A 20575-nucleotide genomic window follows, 5' to 3' on the forward strand; every position below is an offset into this window, starting at 1 on the left:
AGGCAAAGATTGTTAGCATTTATGAATGTTCGTGGCAATAACCACATTTCCACTCGGATTATAACTGTAAGATTTAATCCGATATAAGACTTGTGGAATGCCTTTCTAACTGCAAAATTCAGCAAGAGTAGTGCACGAAGCACCTACAAAAGCCACCTTTGCAGGGATACCTAGATACGTGCACTAGTATATAAAACTCACGTATTTAATTAATTTGAAATAGATTAAAGTCATCTGAAAAACAGCCACATGTACACAAGATTTAACAACATATGATACAATAAGTATTCAAATCCGAGAAAGATAAACCTAAATGAGGAATCATAACTGCAGAGAAAGAAGCATAGTACCAGAAGCGCGGGTGAAACCGCAGTAACCAGAGTAAGAACCCCACGCAAAGAGAACAACGAAGTACTTGCAACAGTCGAGAGCATGCTCGGGGCAAACCGTGTAAGACTCAGATGCATGGACGGCGTTGTAAGAATGGGCAGGATCCCTGGTTCAATGAAGAAGAAAACATAGATACGCGAAGGTGACATTGTACTTGCAGTTCCGTGGGAATTCCAGGACGAAAAAGCGGACGTAATCTGGAAATACACCCGTCCACAGGCAAACTGGCTGGAACGCAAAGGTTACCTTAAAGGTTGATCCATGAAAAAAGAAGTTGCAAAAAGGGTGCAACGGATCGACACCAAAGTCGATAAAATGCGTATGCGTCGCAAAGACACAAATACTCTCAAGGTAAAGGAGAATGTATTTGATGACGCAACCCTGAAGATACTTTACACCGTATCTAACAAGGGAATCCTCAATGCCATCGGAGGATCCATCAGTACTGGCAAAGAAGCCAACGTTTTTCTCGGAGAAGGCAAAGACGGCGACATTGCAGTAAAGATATACAGAATCTCATCCAGTACTTTCAGATCCATGGAAGAGTACATCCTTGGAGATCCCAGGTTTCGTAACGTGAGGCATGCAAAAAAGGACATAATCTTCGCATGGACAAAAAAAGAACACAGAAACCTCACGCGCGCAAAAGAAGCAGGAGTTAGAGTCCCGGAGCCCGTCCATGCCGAGCGCAACGTGCTCATGATGGAGTTTTTAGGAGAGGAAGGCAAAGCTTACCCCCTGTTAAAAGACGTTAATCTTGATCCGGAAGATGCAAAGCTTATTTTTGACACCGTGATCAGATATGTGGAACTTCTTTACGTGAAAGCAAATCTCGTACACGGAGATTTGAGCGAATATAATATAATAGTGAACCCACGTACAATGGAACCCATCTTTATCGATATGGGTCAATCCGTAACGCTCGAGCATCCCAAAGCAAGGGAATTCCTGATGCGGGACATAGAGAACATACTGCGCTTCTTTAAACGATACGGTATCAAAGAGCAGGCTGAAGATATCTACTCGAGCATGAAGGAAATAAAACAAAAGACCAATAAATTATCATAATTACTGAAACGGTAGATTCACTATGACACATGTAAAAGTTCCCAAAGACAGAATAGGTGCCATCATAGGCCCAAAGGGAAGCGTTAAAGAATTGATCGAGAGCAAGTCAGATGCAAAACTTGACATCGATAGTGAGAGCGGAGTGGTGGAGATTATTCAGGGAGATGACCCTGTAGGTGCCCTGCGGGCCGCAGAAGTCGTAAATGCCATCGCACGAGGATTCAATCCTGACAAGACCATATCCATGCTTGACGATGACCTGATAATGCTTGAGGTCATAGACCTTTCAAAGATCGCAAGTACCCAGAAGGATCTGCTTCGTCTCAAAGGCCGGATAATAGGCAAGGGCGGTAAGACAAGAGAGATTACCGAAAGGCTGATAGGAGTAAAGATATCGGTTTACGGCAAAACTGTCAGTATCATCGGAAACCCAGAGCAGAACCAGATTGCCAGAACGGCCATAGAGATGCTTGTTGACGGTGCACCGCACGGAACCGTTTACAGTTTCCTTGAGAAAAAGAGACAGGAACTCCTGCAATCCCAGCTCGACTATTACTGATTTAGTATTATATTTTAACAAAAATATTTAAATGTATTAAAGTCGATATAAGACCGGTGGATAAATGCGAGGATATATCAACAGATCCGATATCAAAATGTATGCAGGTTTTATCCTGATATTGCTACCGATTACCATCCTCTGTTACAATCAGGAACTTTCCATCGGAACCATATCTGCTTATCCGCTTCTGGCAATACTTATACTGATGCTTGCAGGCTCTTTTGTAGAGATACCGGTCCTTAAGACCAGGACCAAAAAAACAGAGCAGCTTACTAGGTTTGCTCCTTTTATCGAATATATTTTTTCAGTCCCTGTTGTCAGGGAACTGAACATCGGCAAAGAAAGGGTTTTTGATACCACCATAACCCTGAACTTTGGCGGACTTATAATCCCCCTGTTTGCGATCACCTATCTTTTTCTGACAGAAGCAAACATCACTGCCCTTGAAGTGATGCTTATAATAATAGTAGCAGTCAGTTTTCTGTCAGAGATGATCAACGGCGTAGGAATAGTTGTCCCGCAATATATAGGCATCATAGCAGTGCCATTCTCACTGCTTATTGAACCTCAGAATGCAGGATCCGTGACTTTCATTGCAGGAATAGGAGGCATACTGATCGGAACAATAGCATCAGTCATTGCCTTTAACAAAGAGAACAGTGGTAGTGCCTATATCAGTATAGGAGGGGCAGGCAGCTTCAGAGCAATATATGTCACTGCCATTCTTGCAAGCCTTCTATCACATTTCAGCTGATTTTTCAATACCCAGTCTTTCTGCCCTTCTTTTCTCAATCCTCTGTTGCAATGTCTGCGAAGGGATATTGAGTGCGCGATACTTGGCTATTCCGGAATTTGTGAACCTGAAAGGTTGCGGCGTATGGTCAACCCGGGTTGCCCGCATCTTCTGCACGGCCATAACAGGCATGGGCGTAGTATCAATATCGTTCGTCTGAATGAAATCGAGGAAAACCACACCATCACCCAGGAAATCAAAATCATCGAACTCTTTCCTTTCAATGCCATGTGACTTTTCAGTAACAAGAAGAGAAGTGATCATGTTCTTCTTGAGCAACCTGTGCAGACTCCTCCATGCCGTGGATGTGCGGAAATCTGCCGGGGCCGTAAGAACGTTCAGAGAATCAAACACCACACGTTCGGGTTTATGTGAATCGATGATCTCTATCATTTCTTCCGAAGTCAGCATGGAAATACCGAATATCTCGAGATAGCCATCGTCGATGTACTTGCCCACATCCCAGCCGAAACGGGTGAAATGTTGCACGAGCTGTTGCGCCCTTTCCTCGAATGAGAAAAAGATGCATCTCTCTCCATTTTTAACCCCCTCCATGAGATACTGCATTGAAAAGGTAGTCTTTCCAGTACCAGGGGGACCGGTAACAATGACCGCAAAGCCTTTTGGGATACCTCCCTCAAGGAAGTCATCCAGGCCGGGTATACCGGTATTTATACGTTTTATCAGTTTGTCAATGTTCTGTGTATCAAGTTTTGCTTTAAATCGGGTAGTATCTAGATTAAGAAGAGCTTTTTCCAGTACGACGTTTTTCGCACCAAGTTCTTTTTCGTATCGTTCAAGGACCTTGATCGCATCTGCACTTAATGTAGTATGGATGGGGAATTTTGTTTTCATCACACCACCGTGAACATTAATATCGTTTTATATATTTAAAAGGTTATGGTTTTATGTACATACCCAATTTATTATGTACATACTTAGTCTTCTTCAGAGATCAGTCCTTTTCCGGGCAGGAAGCTGCCATGTCCACGTGATGCCAGGACCTCACCGTCCCAGATGATTTCACCCCTTGAAAGGGTGTGTTCAGGGAAAATGCCATCCATTCCCTCATAAGGCGTCCAGCCAGCCTTACTGTGGAGATTATCCCCTTTTATGGTAGTAATATTTGAGGGGTCCACAATGATCAGGTCCGCATCATAACCTTCGGCAAATATTCCCTTGGAATAGCGGTTGAGTCCGAATATCCTTGCGGGATTTTTGCTTGTTACATCGATCATCCGTCCGATGGGGATAAGATTTCTCTTAACTGCCACAAGCATTAAAGGCAGGAATGTCTCCACACCCGGAACACCTGATGGTGCTGATTTTATGCCAACGTCTTTTTCAGCCTCCGTATGCGGAGCATGGTCTGTTGCCACTATATCTATAGTACCATCGTTCAAGGCGTTCAGAAGCATTTTAGGATTGCGGCGATCCCTCAATGGAGGGTTCATTTTACCGAATGAACCAAGGCGCTCCCAGTCCCTGGTTGACAGGAATAGATGGTGAGGAGTTACCTCACTGGTGACATTGCAGGGGGCGCCGGAACTCTGCTGAAGGTATTTCTCCTTACGCAGAAGACCCACGGTCTCAAATGCACTGATATGACAGAAATGAGTCTGAGTTCCATGCTTCTTTGCAAGCTTTAAAGCCTTCTCAGCAGCAAAAGCCTCACACAGATTTGGCCTCGCCCTGGAGTGTGACTGGGGAGTGAAATCATTTTTCAGGTAAGCCTCACACTCCTGCCGTATCTTCTCATCCTCGGCATGGATGCAGGCCATGGCACCGAGCTCTTTGATAACAGCCAGTGCCTCATCAAGGGTTTCTTCACTGATATTGAGTGCTCCTGTGGACTCGGCCATAAAGATCTCACCAAAAGCTGTAGCACCAAGTTCCCAGAGTTCAGGAAGCTTTTCAATATTACCGGTAACTCCTCCGTATATCCCAAAATCGATTATTGATTTTCTGTTTGCAAGTTTGACCTTCTCCCTGAAGGACTTCTTATCGATTGTCGGGGGAATGGTATTTGGGTGATCGATGACTGTCGTAACGCCACCTGCTGCGGCAGAGCAGGAACCTGTGTACCAGTCTTCCTTCTCTATAAGACCAGGTTCCCTGAAATGCACATGTGCGTCAATTCCCGCAGGCAGCGTCAGGGCGCCCTTTGCATCTATGACCTCATTCAATCTTTGAGCATCTATCTGCCTTGCGATCTTAATGATCTTCCCGTCCTCAATGAGAACTTCGGCAGGCTGGAGATAATTATTCACATAAACTTTTGTATTCTTAATCAGGATATCTGGCATGACAGCAAGTATCTTTTTCAGAGTATATGCATTTTATGATACAGGATGTACATATCTCATTTTTACCTGACACCGACCTAGTAATAATATATAATCACAATAGGTGCTATATAGAATATGATTACTATCTGGATGTGTATAGGATTATATATTGTACATACATAATTTTTATGTAGTCTTTTCGTGTTGGTTCACCTGGCATAAAATCAATCATATAGTACAAAACCAAAAGGAGAAGAAATAAAATGGACAAGAAGTTTTTAAGAAACATCTCCATCTGTTCTATTGTATTACTCATTCTAGTGTCTGCATTTGCCGGTGTTGGCTGTGTGGACCAGGGAGAAGATACAGAGGAAGAAGCCGGAGCAACAACTACAGGAGACTCAGCATCCGGAAGTATAATAGTAAAGGGTTCTGACACCGTACTTCCACTGACCCAGGCAGAAGCTGAAGATTTCATGATGGAAAACCCTGAAGCAAGTGTTACCGTCATTGGCGGAGGGTCAGGAGTAGGTATTGCAGCACTTATCGACGGTGAAGTAGAGATCGCAATGGCCTCAAGGCTCATGAAAGACTCAGAGATAGAAAATGCACAGGCCAATGGAATTGATCCAGTGAGAACTCAAATTGCAATCGATGGTATTGCAGTCATAGTCAACCCTGATAATCCTGTCAGTGAACTCACCTTTGAACAGCTTAAAGGAATCTACGACGGAAGTATCAGCAACTGGGAAGAAGTTGGCGGAGATAACCAGGAAATTGCAGTAATGAGCCGTGACAGCAGTTCAGGAACATACGGATACTTCAAGGAAGAAGTTCTTCTCGATGAGGAATACCGCCAGGACGCAATCACCCAGCCAACCACCGGTGCAATTGTTCAGGAAGTCTCCCAGAATGAGGGTGCAATCGGCTACATCGGATTTGCATACCTTGATGAAAGCACAAAGGCACTCTCACTTGACGGTGGAGACGGATTCGTAGAAGCTAACCCTGAGAACATAATCAGTGGAGACTATCCTCTTGCAAGACCACTGCAGTACTACACCAATGGTGAGCCTGAAGGCCTTGAAGGAGAATTCATCGACTTCGTACTGAGCCCGACCGGACAGGAAATTGTCTCAGAAATAGGATATTTCCCTGTAGCCTGAGTAACTCCTAAAAGGGAAAGAAATGATAAAAAGGAATAAAAAGGAAAAGGCGATCGAGTCACTGCTCTTCGTTTCTGGAGCAGTGGCGGTAATAGCTCTTTTCCTTCTCTGTCTTTTTTTATTCCGGGACGGAATTCTTCTTTTCCAGGATGAGTCAGTTATAGACTTCCTTACAGGTGAGAGATGGTATCCCACATCCAGCCCACCATTGTTCGGCCTGGTACCTTTGTTCCTTGGTTCCGTAATTGTAACTATTGGAGCCATATTATTCTCAGTTCCTCTTGGAATAGCCGCAGCAATCTACATCTCCGAACTTGCGGACCCTCGCATTGCCGGCATACTCAAGCCCTTCACAGAGATTCTTGCAGGTATCCCATCAGTGGTCTTCGGATTCTTTGGCCTGGTAGTACTTGTACCATTGTTACAGGATGCTCTGGACCTTCGTACGGGACAAACGGCACTTACAGGATCCATAATGCTGGGGATAATGGCATTGCCCACCATAATATCAATATCGGAAGATGCAATCAGTTCTGTCCCGCGAGCCATCAAGGAAGGATCGCTGGCACTTGGATCCACTAAATGGCAGACCATCTACAAGGTAACAATACCCGCTGCACTCTCAGGAATATCAGCAGCGGTAATGCTTGGCATAGGACGTGCCATCGGCGAGACCATGACAGTCATGATGGTAACAGGAAATGCAGCGGTGATACCGGGATTCCCCTCGGGACTGTTCGATCCGGTCAGGACCATGACAGCCACCATAGCCCTTGAAATGGGAGAGGTGCCTCAGGGAAGTGAACACTTCCATGCACTGTTCGCTGTTGGTTCTGTGCTGTTCATAATCACATTCATCATAAGTGTTGTAGCCAGCAACATAAAAAAGAGATACAAATTCAACCTGTGATAGCGATGTTATTCAATCCCAAAACAAATGAAAAGATAGCATTTACAATACTTAGGCTCTCCGCTGCACTGGTTGTCTTTTTCGTCATTGCCATACTGGCTTATGTACTCTACAACGGACTCGGTGCACTTAGCATTGACTTCATAACAGAGATGCCACGAAGCAGGATGACAGAGGGAGGCATATATCCCGCTATTGTCGGAACTGTCTACCTGATAGTGATATCCATGGCAGTTGCACTTCCTGTGGGTATTCTTGCAGCGATCTACCTGAATGAATACGCAAAGCCAGGAAGGACCACATGGACCATAGAACTCGCGATAAATAATCTTGCGGGAACGCCATCGGTGGTTTTCGGACTGTTCGGACTTGCGATGTTCGTAAAATACTTTGGCTTCGGCCCAGCAATACTTTCAGCCTCGTTAACTCTTGCATTGCTGATCCTGCCGGTTATTATAAGAGCAAGCCAGGAAGCCCTCATTACCGTACCAAAGGAATACAGAGAAGCGTCACTCGCCCTGGGAGTAACCAAATGGCAGACAATACGCAAGGTTGTCCTCCCGGCAGCAATACCCGGAATGGTAACAGGTGCAATACTCAGTGTAGGAAGAGTAGCAGGAGAAACTGCGCCAATTTTGCTTACTGGTGCAGCTTATTTCCTTCCAAGGTTACCGGATTCGGTATTCTCACAGTTCATGGCATTGCCATACCACCTGTTCGTGCTTGCAACCGCAGGTACCAACATCTCACAAACAAGACCCATTCAATACGGAACCGCACTTGTACTGCTGTTAATAGTCCTTGGAGTGAACCTGCTGGCCGTCACTATCAGAAACCACTACAAGAAGAAGATAAAACGGTAATCACAATCATAATTTAGTCAAAAAGAGAATTCCAGTGTCTTAGAGGTACATCAAATGTCAGATAATTTCACAAACGGAACAGAGATAGAGGTCAGGGACCTGAATCTCTGGTACGGCGAGAACCACGCCCTTCATGATATATCAATAGATATTCCAAAAAACAGTGTCACAGCTTTCATTGGACCCTCTGGTTGCGGAAAATCTACGTTTCTCAGATGCCTGAACAGAATGAACGACCTTATTCCCAGCTGCAGGATAGAAGGCGATGTGAACATCAATGGAGAGGACATATACTCCAGGGATGTGGATGTAGTAGACCTGAGAAAAAGAGTGGGAATGGTATTCCAGAAGCCAAATCCCTTCCCTATGTCCATATACGACAATATAGCATATGGTCCCCGCATACATGGCGCCAAGAAAAAAGATCTCGACGGCGTTGTAGAGGATGCACTCAAATCAGGTGCCCTATGGAATGAGGTCTCAGACAGGTTAAAGGTCTCGGCCCTTGACCTTAGTGGTGGCCAGCAACAGAGATTATGCATAGCAAGGACACTCGCAGTCAAACCTGAGGTGATTCTTCTTGATGAGCCTGCAAGTGCACTGGACCCCATATCCACAGGTAAAATCGAAGACCTTATATCAGAGTTAAAAAAGAATTATACTATAGTTATAGTAACACACAATATGCAGCAGGCTGCCAGGATATCAGATTATACGGCATTCTTCCTGCTGGGAGATCTGATAGAGTTCGGAAAGACCGAACAGATCTTTGAGAGTCCTAAGGAAAAAGAAACCGAGGATTACATCACCGGAAGATTTGGGTGAAAAAATGACACGTCAACGATATCAGGAAAATCTGGATACACTCAAAAGATATGTTATTGAAATGGGGGAGAAGTCCTACAAGTCTGTGGAAGATTCCATGTATTCCCTAAATTCCATTGACATGGAGCTTGCAGAACAGGTAATTCAGGGTGACAGAGAGATTGACGAATATGATCTGAAGATCGAAAAGTGTGTCAGTCAGCTAATTGCACGCCAGAGCCCCACTGCCGGAGACATGAGGTTGGTAACATCTTGCTTAAAGATATCACTTGATCTTGAAAGAATGAGTGATCTTGCAGTGGACATTGCCAAGGTCACAAAATGCATTGAAGAAGAACATACAAAACCTTTCTCCAATATCCTTAAGATGTCTGAAATGGGTAAGCAAATGCTGCAGCATTCAATGATTGCCTTTGAAACGCTGGATGAAGACCTGGCAAGAAAAACAGCCGCAAAGGATGATGAGGTTGACAAGCTCTTCTATGAATCTGAAAATCAGCTCATGGAGATGATGAGCGAGGATAAATTAATAATCAACAATGCTTCATACCTGCTATTTGTCCTGCGCTACCTTGAAAGGATAGGAGACCATGCCTGCAATATCTGTGAAAGTGTTGTATACATTGCATCCGGCGAAAGAGCAGACCTTAATTAGACAAAACTAAAAGTCAAACAGTGAACTCTGGGCATTGCTTGCCTGTGAGTCATCAACTGGCTTTTCTTCTCTTTTTATTCTTTTTATGGGCAATTCCTTTGGCTTGTCAGAAAAATCGAACAGACCCTTTTGTTTTGAATCATAGTCAAGGTTTGCAGTATCCACGCCAAATACGCCAAGTATGCGCTCCACAGGAGGCAACAACTGCTTCTTGACATAATAGTCCACATCAATGGGTATGTTGTGCTCTCTAACGTAGTCCGGATCTTCGGCGCGATTAACGAACAAATCTTTACCTGCAACTATGACAAAAGGTATACGTTCACCAACCGGAGGAGGGTTACCCGTCCTTTCCTCGATCTTCTCGACAACCGTAAGATGAGGCTGTTTGTTCTTATATCGGGAAGCACTTTTTGAGAACATCCTTGTCATCACAAGATCATCGATTATATCCTCATCCTTCTGAACATCGATGTTCCGGATTCCGTCAACTACATCCCTCACATGCAATACTGCAGCTTCATAGTCACCTTCTTTAAGAACCAGTTCAAGTACTTTGTTCAGGGTCTTGGATGTCAATCCACACCAGTCCCGGCGGACGGTCTCCATTCCCTTGACCTTTATGGAGTCTTCCCACTGATCACCGGACCTCTCAAAGACCCAGATAGCATATCGTTTCTTGGCTATGAAAAGACCTCTGCGGGCAATCGACTCGAACTCAAGTTCCATGGGATCCGGCAGTGAAGCCGAGACCGTGCCTGCGATCCTGTTGCCCACAAGTTCCGCATCTTCAAGGGAGATCGGATCATCAGAGCTGCACTGTACAAACACACTGTCGGTGTCACCGTACACAACAGAGAGCGCTACTATGCGATCATCATCATTGATAGCATCAACTTCTTCGGTGAAACAGACTTTGCTGTCACGCAGTATTACCTTATTTATGCTACCATTGACAATTGAGCGGGTATTGAGAATATTCTCTCTTCCGAAACTGGTAACTGCATTTGCAAGTGCAAGGCTGTAAAGCCGTGCCCTTGTATATCCGGAATAACCATAGAAACTGTTCAGAAGGATCTTCAGGGCAAGCTGAGTAGCATCGAGTACACGATATTCACTCTCATTGACCGCATTTTTCATGAGTTTCTTGGTTTCCACCCTTCGGTCCAGCAGATTCTCGAGAATAGACGGCATTATACCTTTCGAGACTTCTGTTGAAACGAATTCTCCTCCGGAAGGTGGCTTTATAGTCTCGCTGTCGGGACGGTCCTGATCCACAACAGTGGTATAGCAGAGGTTGTGTGCCATCATTATGGTGGGATAGAGAGACTTGTAGTCAAGTATGACTATGTTCTCAAGCAGGCCCTTCTTGGGCTCAAGCACCTCGCCTCCTTTCAGACCTTCACTACTGCGATTTCTGAAACTCACCAGATCATCGGACGGTTTTGTAGAGATGACACGGTCCCTTTTACCGTACTCACGCAGGAGCAGGTTCTCAACCATGGAGGTCTGACCCCCGTCCACCACTTCCTGCAGGAGCGAACCACTTACCTGCGCTATAGCGATGTGTTTATCCAGAAGCCTGAGTTTCATGAACAGCTCAAGGGCCAGCTCGGAGTCACGCTGTGCATAATCAATGAAATGCAGTATCTTTTCACCGTCGTCATTCCAGTACTCTTCCATCTCAGCGGGAGCAACGTCCAGCTTTTCCCTCTCAAGCAATTCTTTTGCAACATTTCTCAGCGTATAGCGCTTGAGACTGTATTGAGTCCTGATAAGCGGGAGGGCATCCACGACAACACGCCCCGGGATCGATACCATTGTACGGTTGCCTATCCTGCGGTAACTCAGTATTCTGCCATCCCTGCCAACAACAGGCTTTAGCCTATGGCCCATGTCATTGAGCACATTCACCCTGTCAGCGATATAAGGTATATCAAAATCAATTTCGTTATATCCCTCAACGATATCCGGATCATAGTTCTGGAAGATCTCGAAAAAACGCTCAAGCATGGCTACTTCGTTCTCGAAACATTCTACATTGTCCGAAACACCTTCAACTTCCTTGGCAACCAGGACTTTAGTATCAAATTCTTCAAAAGCAGGACTGAAGGAAAGACTTATCATGATTATAGGAGAAGATTCAGGTACAGGTAGGGAACCACCCAGAGGCAGGCATTCAATATCAAATGCCAGATGTTTCAGCGGAGCATTGGAGAGTTTTTCAATTTCTTCCAGAGAAGAAGCTGTGAACGCCTTATCACAGTATCGGGTCTGTCCGCCTGAGTGGCTTATTTCGGATGATTCTTCGACATTTACCCAGCCCATACCATGCAGTTCCCGGTCGATCAGGAAACGATTCCTGAAAAGGATGTCAGTTTCATATATTTCTTTTACAGCAGGTATGTTCGAGATGTCATCACGTATTTCAGGAACATTTCCCGGTTCGAATGTGATGATCTTTAACATTGTTTTTTTAGAGACCTGATATCCCACAGGCTCGAACTTCCGGACAAGCTCCACTCTTTTGATCGCCGAGGGAAAACGTTCCTTCAGTAATTCCCCGGCAGATTCCGGATCACCAGTGATATTGACATAAAAATAAGGCTCAAAGTCCGGTACAAAGCAGCAGACACTTTCCCCATCCTCATTCCTTCCGAAAAGGCGGATCACGGGTCCTTTATCCTCACGGATATAATCGGCGTCCAGTATCTGAAAATTCATGCCCTATCTTAGGGTTGTACTATTCATATATGTTTTGTTTTGGCAAATAAGAAGATTTCAAAATACCACAAAAGAATATAGTTTGAAAAAGTGTCTAAAAAACAAGATGCTATAAAATCAACTTCAAAATGAAAGATTTGATGCCCGGAGCGGGGATAAATCCCTAAATTTTATGCCAGTCTAATACTTTCACTTTACTAACTTTACCTATTTTTACCAGTTGGCTAATAGGTTTCTTGGGCTGTGGTGGCTAATCGCCTGCAAAAGGGCGATCTAAGTTGACTAGACTTAGGAACCACAGCCCAATTTAGAATTTGGCGAAACTTATATATATTGTTTCTGCTAAAAGAATTTACATCTGGCTGACTACCAGATAAAATGACTAAGAAGGCTAAATAAATGCAAACAAATACGTATAGTAAAGACTTTTTTAGCACAGCATATCAACCAATTAGCGAAAGCTATCTCCGCGGCAATAGATTGCACCATCCTTTGTGGAAATGTGATCAGACTGAAGTATCTGTCGCGGAGGTACAGGCATGAGTCTCAATCCTCTATCCCGTGAGATTGCTCTGCACATCTACCAGGACAACAAGGAACTGATAGACAACGATGCAGAGTCCGGTTCTGACTGGAATATGCGTGTAGCAAGAACTATCAAATATCTTGCAGGGGTGTCTGCTTAATGTCTCGTCTTATTTTGAATCCCTTCGGACAGCGGAATATAAGCCCAGAAGAGGTTGTTGCCTGCAAGTGTCCGGGAGTATTCATGACATCCTCAGGCAGGAAGATCTTCATGCCATCACTTCAGATCCTGCACAAAGTGGAGGGATAAAAATGCGAGCAAGAAAAAGCTCTGATAATCCCTGCATTTCCTGTATTCACGATGGATCAGGCGGGCCTAAGTGCCTGATGGGAATCCATCGTGAAAAGACAAGGAACGGTTTCAAGGGTTACAAGAACTGCTCCAGATACTATCCCAGGGACTGGTCTGCTTATCTGGAGGTAGTCTGATGGCTAAGGCAAAATACCGATTGAAGGACAACAATGGTAGTGGCATCTATGTCACTATCCCTTCCGAGCTTGCCTTTGCCCTTGGTCTCCGGGACCTTAACGGGAACATCATCACCGGCTGTGTCAGGTTCGAGCTTGGCTATGATGATACAGGACCGTATGGTATAATCAGGCCGGCCATTGACCAGGAATGAAATTCCCTGAACCTGTGACCCATGAGTTCGGCTGTTTTTTGCACATAACAGACCTGAACTTCTACTTTGCAGTGGTCAATTACTTCTCCCACAATGTAGATGATCCGTATAATCACTACATCAAGATAGGCCACCGAAACTTCAAGTTCTTCTCAAAACAAGGCGGCCTCTATAATCCAAAAACCAAGAAACTTGCATTTGAATACATGTTCCACTGGAAGGATGAAACAGGAGCATCAAAATGCAGTTATTCAATTAAACCTCTCTTTGGAGCAGGTACAAAGACAAAAAATGGTAAGGTCCTCAATCTTCCAACCGTAGGGACTCAGATCCATATCGAATCCTCATATATAGACCTAGACGAACACTTCGATATCATTTTTGAAATAATGGATTTCCTTGGAGCTTCACGCTTCCAGGATAAGATTGATCGTTCAAGGTCCACCATTTACCAGATGGCCAGGCATGTCCGATATCATGAGCGACACGAACATGATATGGTAGCCATGCTGCAGGCAATAGAGCAGGAGTCCTCTATGCTCGGAGACTCCAAGCTTGTAAAAACTCTCAAATCCGGTAAATACGATATGTATAAGCTGGATAATCCCGATTTTTCAGTATGCAATTTAAGAACTGAATGGCAGCACAGCGTAAAATCATACCGTATCACCAATTTCCTTGACCGTGTACCCGAGGATCCTCTAAGACATCCCAAACTAGAAGTATTCCTCAAATCCAATACAAAATTAAACCCCTCTATCTCTGAATTCCTTTCCCTGAAAAGAGATCTGGATAAACTCCTGTATTCTCTTATCAGCTTCCTGAACCAACCCCTAGAGTACGTTTCTGACAACTACTTTAATGCAGAATCTGTTTTCGATCATCGTCATGATCTTCCAGAATGGGACTATAAGAACCAATCTCACCAGAGCCAGCATATAGACCTTGGAGAGAACATGAGAGCAGTCAAAGCCCTTGCATACATAGCCCTGCAGTCTGAAGGCTGTGCAGATTTCCGGGATATCCAGGAAGGAACCGAAATACCCGAGCGTTCCCTATGGCGTTACATCAATTACTGGAAATCGGAAGGATATCTCGACACAGTAAGGGAACACTGCACAAAGGTGTTCTTCAAAACAAGGAGCATCTGGGAAGCATCAAAACAGCCCCTTATAGACTTCTGCAGCGCATTCCACATAGGCTTCAAGAAGATATTCGGTGAGGTGTTCATAGATTCCGGAGTCATCCGACAATACCGGGAACGTGCCAAGAACCTAAGGATAATCAAATCCAAAAAGTCTGCTAAAAAGTCCCAGGACCAGGAACCTATTATCGTTGATAGTTACAGACATGCCGATAAACTGAGAAAAGAACTAAACGAACTTGGTGTTCATCGTAAGATTGGAGTTCGGTCTAGCCACAACACAATGAGATACAGCCGTGTATTCAGTTAGCAGTAGCTATGAAAAATAAACAGTTTGAATAAATCAGTGAACAAATTTAGTGTTTATCTCTAATTAGATTGAACTTAAGATTGTTTGAGTCAGCAACTTTGAACTTCATGCCTTCTGCAATGTCTACAGTGTTGTCCTTGCTGAGTGTAACGGTACATGTGTTCTTCATAACGATAACGTTGGAACCAATAGATTCGACTTCAAGTTTTCCAAACTTGTTGCCGATTTCAATCTCAAGAACATCCTTGTAGTCAATGAGCCAGAGACCTTCGACTACAACAAGGCTGTCTACTTGACCTTGGAATATATTGGTTACATGCACCCTCATAACTTCAACACCAATCTCATCTGCAACATTGGTATTGAATATCCATGTTCCACGTGTTTTGTCACCAGCAATGATTACTCTATCATCTATGAATTCGCCGTTTCTTGATAATTCCATCCATACTTTGTCACCACTTACATCAATCTGTTTTGCGGTAAGTTCATAACCATTTGGCAGTTCAAGCGCAGAGCCGACTCTCAGGGTATACTTGTCGCCGTTGTCAAGGAGCAGCTTGGTTAACTTGTCTGGCGTGTTTTTCTTTAATGGAATATACTTATCTCCAAACAAGCCCATGGCGTTATAACTGTCTCCCCAAGCACCAGATTCAAAATCAATCTGTTTAATTTGGGTTTCGTACGCAAGTCCACCTTTCATTATATTTCTATCATTGATAAAAGACCCACCGTAAACTTTAAGCTTTTCTCCGAAAACGAATCCATCAAAGTTAGTTGCGTTCATTTCGATAAAATCATTATCATCTGAACCTATTATATTGTTAAGATCTGTACCAGCATACAGCCTGCCTCTCACTGAAGCTGTACTTGCTGCTACAGTATCTATAGGATTCACTTTCGCAGCTAGTGGATGTTTTGTATTCACTATATTTGTAAGAATTTCATTGTCTAATTTAGCTTTAGAAAGTGATTTTACCTTGGAAAGCTGTTCGACAAATAAATTCCGTACTCCTCGCAGATTAGAACCTGTCAGGTCTGTCCCCGTCAGGTCTACCTCTAACAGATCTGCCCCTATTAGGCTTGCCCCCGTCAGATTTGCTCCCTTTAGGTTTGCCCATGCTAGGTCTACTTCATTCATGCCCGCGTCCAGCAAGTCTGCCTCTCTCAGATCTGCATTCAGCAAGCCTGCTCCCTTCAAATTTGCATCCCTCAGTTTTGCCTCTCTCAAATCTGCATCTATCAGGCTTGCTTTCCTTAGGTCTGCTACTCTCAGGTCTGCCCCCCTAAGGTTTGCCCCCTTTAGGTTTGCCTCCCTTAGGTCTGCTACTCTCAGGTCTGCCCCCCTCAAGTCTGCCTCCTTCAGATCTGCCCCCCTAAGGTCTGCCTCCCTTAGGTCTGCTCCCCTAAGGTCTGCTCTTGGTTTAATTTCATATTCATGGGAAGATGTATCTAACTCAATCTCTTTTGGAGCAATGCTACTGAGAAATAAATAAGTTCCAATGTTAGTTTCTTCAAATTGCTCTTCTCCACTTGAGAGAACATGAACAATCTTTTCATTTTTGCAGTAATCGTAGTATTCCTCTTTGCCTTCTTCTTTTTTAAAATTTGAAATTGCCTCATCCCTTTTTTCATCATCCATCCTAGCAATATTCTGAATTTCAAAAAGAATTTTTTGATTCCCTTTAATCTCATCCGTAAACTTAGGTGAAGAGAAGCATAGAATATTCCATTTAATCAAAAGCTCTTCTTCATATCCTAATTCACCTTTAAGTGATTCTCCTAAAATTCTCATCAAATTTAGTGAATTCAAAAATCGTATAATTTCTCTCTGATTGCCTTTCAAACCTTTGACAATTATATCTAAATAGGGATCTAATTCGGAATCAGCTTTTAATTCATCTTTAATGAAAGACCTTATATGATCATCTTTTAGAAGAGGGAGATCAAAATTTAGCTGGATCATCTTTTTAATATAGTCCACACCAGAAAAATCTTTTATGCCATTGTATTGAGCATCGATTGCTTTTGCAATCATAGAAATATCAGTTCCTATAATGAAAAAGCATCCTTCTTGATCTAAAAATAGATTGATGGATTCTAAAACAGATGCTATATTTTTTGGAGAGCATCTATCCAAATCATCAATAAAAATTACCATAACTCCATCGTTATCTGTGTATTTACCTTCAGTTTTCTCAAGAACAAATGTTTGAAGTATTGTCTTCATGTAATCTTGGAAAAGGTCGAAAAATGATAGTTTATTTTGATATTCCGTCTTTCTAGTCCATTTTTCAAGTTCTGGACCATTTCCAAGAGTTAATATTTTCGCCAAATCACTCATCTGTTTTAACACATCTATTTTTTCAGAACCAACCAGAACTTTAGATTTAAGTTTGTCTAAAAGCCCTTTTCTTTCCATTTCTTCTAAAATTTCGCGTATCAAAGCTGCAAGCATTGAATCGCATTCTGAATATTTCCATGCATCAAACCATACGGTTTTGACCTTTCTTGTCTGTTTATCCAAAGTAGATTCATCTAATTTATTTTTTAATGTTCTCATCAAAGTTGTTTTTCCACTACCCCATTTACCATTAATTGCTACTGTAAAAGGAGTCTTATTATCCTTGTTGAGAATAATTTTTGATAAAGAATCTGCGTAATTCTCAAAATTAAAATGACTGGCATTACCTATTGGAGAATCTCTGTAAACTTTGGACATTTTAAAGCACCATTGACAACACATATAAAAATATATAATAACATATTAACTTTCTGATAAAATCATTTCAATGGTAACTGCTCTTTGTTTCCACTGCAACCTATCTATCCATGGTACTGAAATTTTCTCTTACGATTTTCCTCTAAAAAATCTCCTGCTACTGCTTATGCAATATATTCTATTCCTCTGAAATATCCCACCTACCCAGCATTAGCGCCGCGAAGCGGCGCTTGTGGCTTTTTTCATCCGTTCCCTTAGGTACACGATTAAGGCGTGTGTGCCACGATTGACCTGTAATGCGATTTTAAGTCTAAAATTGGGTTTCAAATTTTCCATTCGAAATTGGCCTTGTGTTTTGTAACGCTTAAGTATTATGTACTCTAGCTGTTTTCAAGAATAAGAATTAAAAAATATTGTACTCTTTTATTATTTGGGACGTTAAATGATTTCTAAGATAATAATGTATCTAAAAAAAGAATGACGAATGTTTTAAATATTATCGTTATGTATTAAACTTGCTTGTACAGGAAGTGGATAATTGGGCAAAAAAATCGTGATTGACGCATGTGTTGCTATTGATTTAAATGTTCACAAAGTAAGTTTTTTAGACGATTTTTTAAATGTGCTTGGAGAAGACACAATACACATTTCTTCAATCAATTATCAGGAAATATTTAACGGAGACATTCGTAGAAAACTTCAGCGTTCTCCGAAAGTAAGTATACATGAAAATGATCAATCGGCATTTGAACAATTTTCAGATGAGCTTGAACCTTTAAAAATAAATATGGGTAAAAAAGATCGCCATGTTTTGTTTCTAGCAAAAACAATAGATGCTGATTATGTTGTTAGTTCCGATTTAAATGTTGTAGATAAAACGGAAAAATATCAACGTTATAGAAATTTTGAACATTTAAGGCCACTTACTACAGTTTCTTTACTTGCATATTTATATAAACAAGGAAATATCGAGTATGATGTTTTTTTTGAGAAGAGTTTATATTTGTTCAAGAACAAAGAAATAGATAACGTATTAAATGATTTAAGTAGACAAAATCTCAATACTAATAGACAAGACCAAATCGCAATAATAAATGATTGCAAAAAAAATTTCAAATATAGATTTGATTTATATAGAGAACCACTTAATAAGGAGTTAAGTCGTATTTGGTCTACAGTGAGGGTACAAACATGAATGATTTAATAAAAGATACTTTGCGTTCACTATACGAAGGTGAAATGACTTTTTCCGAAGCTTCTAGTTTGCTTGAGGTTTCGAAAGACGAAGTTGAAGAAATGCTAGAATCTTTTGAGTGGGTACCTTCAGCAGAGCGTATATCTGAGCTTTGCGAAATTGAAAAAGAAACAATTTCATTGATTGAAAATAAAAATGAAACTGTTATTTTCAAGGTAACTGATAATTCTGCATATAGTTTTGAATCTATAGAATTTATGGAACCCGTTTCAAATTTTTCGATAAATACAAATACTCCAATAAGAACCTTCGCTCAATGTCCTCAAGACAATATTGTTTTTAGTAGTACAGACGATGATGCTATCTCTTATATTCAATAATATCGACAGGATGATATTTTATGCAGGCGGAAGTAAAGGGTATATATATCAAAAAATTGGATGCATATCGAGAAAATGTGATTCCAAATAAAGAGAAACTAGCTGTAAAAATAAATATCAATATATCACTGATAGAGCTTAAAGAAACTGAGAGTGATGATTTTGTTATCAAGTCTAGTTTTACATTATCTATTTTAGAACACAATACTAAAACAGACATAGGTAATATAAATGCTCAGTTAGATGTTTTGATAGGAGTTGACTCTAAAGAGGAGTTAATTTCTGAATGGGAAAACACAGGTGACAAAAAGTTGCCTCAGCCTATTAGAACTCAAATAGATAATTCAATTTTTTATTTTACTATGCCGGTAGCAATAAATCTCGCAGAAAAAATGCAAATGCCTATTCCTATCCCCCCACTTATAAATAAAAAATAAGTGGTAATGATTTATCTGAAAATCCAGTGAGATTGTGCAGATGGTATAGTCTCACAAATTCCTTTTTTCACAGCCCTCAATCCCCATACAAAAGCGATATCGTTTACGGAGTGGGGCCGTCAAACCTTGCCCCCGTAGTAAACGGTATGCGTGGGGCTGCAAGCCCCACCTTTTAGTAGTCCAAAAACCCCCGATCCACTCAAAACCAGACTCCCCACAAACCAAGCTCCCAGATTATACCGGGGTATCCTCATACTCCCAGTTAGCCTTGCAGCTCGCGAGGACCAACGGGACCGGAGCGAATGAGCGTTCAGCAAATGTACCAAGAACTCAACCGGAGTCTCGACCAGTTATCCCAATTCCCGCGTGAATGTGACTTGCAGAGCCGGTCACATTGACGCAAAGCCTCTTTTGCAGGACCGCTTCGCATGCGATACGGTCCGTTCACTAAATGAACCTAGCAGTAAGTGATCCCCAACCCTGTGTGAATGAGGCGACCAGCCGTATTGACACACCATCCATTTAACAAAAGGCTGATTTGCGCAGTAATTCAGCCTGTCACTTTTTTCAAAACTCTTTTTTATACCTAATTTTAAGCCTAAATTTAAGCTTAAATTTAAGATAATTTGTAATGTTTATATGTTCTTTTTTGCAAGCCTTACCTGATGAATATGTCAGACTTCAATGAATATGGAATTCGGCAGGTAGGCGACAGGGTGCGCCTTCCTGGTATCAGTGTATCGGTATCTGAAAAGAAAAAGGAAGACGGATCTACCGTCAGATGGGCGCAGTTGTCAAAATACAACAAATTCAAGGATGAATATGAAAACTTCTCGATCTTTGCAGACGATCTTGAGCTTCTCGGACTTAAGATCCCGGATATACTCTCTCGCTTGAAAGGTATAGCCCAGTGAGAAATCCTTTTTCAATCATAT

General features: G+C 42.2%; 21 protein-coding genes and 1 pseudogene. 18 read left to right on the top strand and 4 right to left on the bottom strand.

The window, feature by feature from the left end; translation table 11 throughout:
- Positions 1 to 327: 327 nt before the first annotated feature.
- From eif1A to HWN40_RS13115, 4 genes and pseudogenes are all read left to right on the top strand, one after another.
- Positions 328 to 648: pseudogene (gene eif1A / locus HWN40_RS13100) on the top strand (translation initiation factor eIF-1A).
- A gap of 3 nt (positions 649 to 651) precedes the next feature.
- Positions 652 to 1458 (top strand): serine protein kinase RIO, encoded by an 807-nt coding sequence (locus HWN40_RS13105; RefSeq protein WP_176966142.1) that lies wholly within the window; start codon positions 652 to 654, stop codon positions 1456 to 1458.
- Positions 1459 to 1480: 22 nt separating this feature from the next.
- A complete protein-coding gene (locus HWN40_RS13110) occupies positions 1481 to 2017 on the top strand; it encodes a KH domain-containing protein (RefSeq protein WP_176966143.1) in 537 nt (178 codons plus the stop codon).
- 64 nt (positions 2018 to 2081) lie between these two features.
- The gene (locus HWN40_RS13115) at positions 2082 to 2774 is read left to right on the top strand and encodes a DUF1614 domain-containing protein (protein WP_176966144.1); all 693 of its coding nucleotides are present in this window, start codon (positions 2082 to 2084) and stop codon (positions 2772 to 2774) included.
- Here the strand turns inward: HWN40_RS13115 and HWN40_RS13120 are convergent.
- Positions 2760 to 3668: an RAD55 family ATPase gene (locus HWN40_RS13120; RefSeq protein ID WP_176966145.1), complete on the bottom strand. Its 909-nt coding sequence runs from the start codon at positions 3666 to 3668 to the stop codon at positions 2760 to 2762. The genes HWN40_RS13115 and HWN40_RS13120 overlap by 15 nt on opposite strands.
- An 83-nt stretch (positions 3669 to 3751) precedes the next feature.
- On the bottom strand, positions 3752 to 5119 hold the full coding sequence (locus HWN40_RS13125) for a dihydroorotase (protein WP_176966146.1): 1368 nt from the start codon (positions 5117 to 5119) through the stop codon (positions 3752 to 3754).
- Between the two features lie 245 nt (positions 5120 to 5364).
- Here HWN40_RS13125 and HWN40_RS13130 point away from each other — a divergent pair, with 245 nt between their 5' ends.
- Genes HWN40_RS13130 through phoU form a run of 5 tightly spaced genes read left to right on the top strand, consistent with a single transcriptional unit; the run spans position 5365 to position 9520 of the window.
- Positions 5365 to 6267 (top strand): PstS family phosphate ABC transporter substrate-binding protein, encoded by a 903-nt coding sequence (locus tag HWN40_RS13130; RefSeq protein WP_176966147.1) that lies wholly within the window; start codon positions 5365 to 5367, stop codon positions 6265 to 6267.
- Between the two features lie 22 nt (positions 6268 to 6289).
- Positions 6290 to 7177, top strand: a complete 888-nt coding sequence (pstC, locus tag HWN40_RS13135) for a phosphate ABC transporter permease subunit PstC (protein ID WP_176966148.1) — start codon at positions 6290 to 6292, stop codon at positions 7175 to 7177.
- Between the two features lie 5 nt (positions 7178 to 7182).
- On the top strand, positions 7183 to 8040 hold the full coding sequence (gene pstA, locus HWN40_RS13140) for a phosphate ABC transporter permease PstA (protein ID WP_176966149.1): 858 nt from the start codon (positions 7183 to 7185) through the stop codon (positions 8038 to 8040).
- Positions 8041 to 8094: 54 nt separating this feature from the next.
- Positions 8095 to 8865, top strand: a complete 771-nt coding sequence (pstB, locus tag HWN40_RS13145; RefSeq protein ID WP_176966150.1) for a phosphate ABC transporter ATP-binding protein PstB — start codon at positions 8095 to 8097, stop codon at positions 8863 to 8865.
- A gap of 4 nt (positions 8866 to 8869) precedes the next feature.
- Entirely contained in the window at positions 8870 to 9520 is a 651-nt protein-coding gene (gene phoU / locus HWN40_RS13150; RefSeq protein WP_176966151.1) for a phosphate signaling complex protein PhoU, read from the top strand.
- 6 nt (positions 9521 to 9526) lie between these two features.
- Here the strand turns inward: phoU and HWN40_RS13155 are convergent, their stop codons facing one another.
- Entirely contained in the window at positions 9527 to 12244 is a 2718-nt protein-coding gene (locus HWN40_RS13155) for a DNA-directed DNA polymerase (protein ID WP_176966152.1), read from the bottom strand.
- Between the two features lie 539 nt (positions 12245 to 12783).
- Here HWN40_RS13155 and HWN40_RS13160 point away from each other — a divergent pair.
- The 5 genes from HWN40_RS13160 to HWN40_RS13180 are packed head-to-tail and all read left to right on the top strand — an operon-like array spanning position 12784 to position 14906.
- Entirely contained in the window at positions 12784 to 12930 is a 147-nt protein-coding gene (locus HWN40_RS13160) for a hypothetical protein (RefSeq protein ID WP_176966153.1), read from the top strand.
- Positions 12930 to 13079 carry a hypothetical protein gene (locus tag HWN40_RS13165; protein ID WP_176966154.1) on the top strand — a complete coding sequence of 50 codons (150 nt, stop codon included), beginning with the start codon at positions 12930 to 12932 and terminating at the stop codon, positions 13077 to 13079. The genes HWN40_RS13160 and HWN40_RS13165 overlap by 1 nt, the downstream gene beginning before the upstream one ends.
- 2 nt (positions 13080 to 13081) lie before the next feature.
- A complete protein-coding gene (locus HWN40_RS13170; RefSeq protein WP_176966155.1) occupies positions 13082 to 13258 on the top strand; it encodes a hypothetical protein in 177 nt (58 codons plus the stop codon).
- Positions 13258 to 13452: a hypothetical protein gene (locus HWN40_RS13175; RefSeq protein WP_176966156.1), complete on the top strand. Its 195-nt coding sequence runs from the start codon at positions 13258 to 13260 to the stop codon at positions 13450 to 13452. Before HWN40_RS13170 ends, HWN40_RS13175 begins: the two co-directional genes overlap by 1 nt.
- Complete coding sequence (locus tag HWN40_RS13180) at positions 13449 to 14906, top strand: DUF7845 domain-containing protein (RefSeq protein ID WP_176966157.1); 1458 nt, start codon at positions 13449 to 13451, stop codon at positions 14904 to 14906. The genes HWN40_RS13175 and HWN40_RS13180 overlap by 4 nt, the downstream gene beginning before the upstream one ends.
- Positions 14907 to 14952: 46 nt before the next feature.
- On the opposite strand, the gene HWN40_RS13185 is transcribed toward HWN40_RS13180, so the two are convergent.
- Positions 14953 to 17628 carry an S-layer protein domain-containing protein gene (locus HWN40_RS13185; RefSeq protein ID WP_176966158.1) on the bottom strand — a complete coding sequence of 892 codons (2676 nt, stop codon included), beginning with the start codon at positions 17626 to 17628 and terminating at the stop codon, positions 14953 to 14955.
- Between the two features lie 538 nt (positions 17629 to 18166).
- Here HWN40_RS13185 and HWN40_RS13190 point away from each other — a divergent pair.
- The 4 genes from HWN40_RS13190 (at position 18167) to HWN40_RS13205 (ending at position 20554) form a co-directional block, all read left to right on the top strand.
- A complete protein-coding gene (locus HWN40_RS13190) occupies positions 18167 to 18823 on the top strand; it encodes a hypothetical protein (RefSeq protein WP_176966159.1) in 657 nt (218 codons plus the stop codon).
- Positions 18820 to 19203 (top strand): hypothetical protein, encoded by a 384-nt coding sequence (locus HWN40_RS13195; RefSeq protein WP_176966160.1) that lies wholly within the window; start codon positions 18820 to 18822, stop codon positions 19201 to 19203. Before HWN40_RS13190 ends, HWN40_RS13195 begins: the two co-directional genes overlap by 4 nt.
- 20 nt (positions 19204 to 19223) lie before the next feature.
- Positions 19224 to 19640 carry a hypothetical protein gene (locus tag HWN40_RS13200; protein ID WP_176966161.1) on the top strand — a complete coding sequence of 139 codons (417 nt, stop codon included), beginning with the start codon at positions 19224 to 19226 and terminating at the stop codon, positions 19638 to 19640.
- A 665-nt stretch (positions 19641 to 20305) separates the two neighbouring features.
- Entirely contained in the window at positions 20306 to 20554 is a 249-nt protein-coding gene (locus HWN40_RS13205) for a hypothetical protein (protein WP_176966162.1), read from the top strand.
- Positions 20555 to 20575: the final 21 nt, after the last annotated feature.

Origin of the sequence: Methanolobus zinderi (assembly GCF_013388255.1) — an archaeon.
Lineage (GTDB): Archaea > Halobacteriota > Methanosarcinia > Methanosarcinales > Methanosarcinaceae > Methanolobus > Methanolobus zinderi.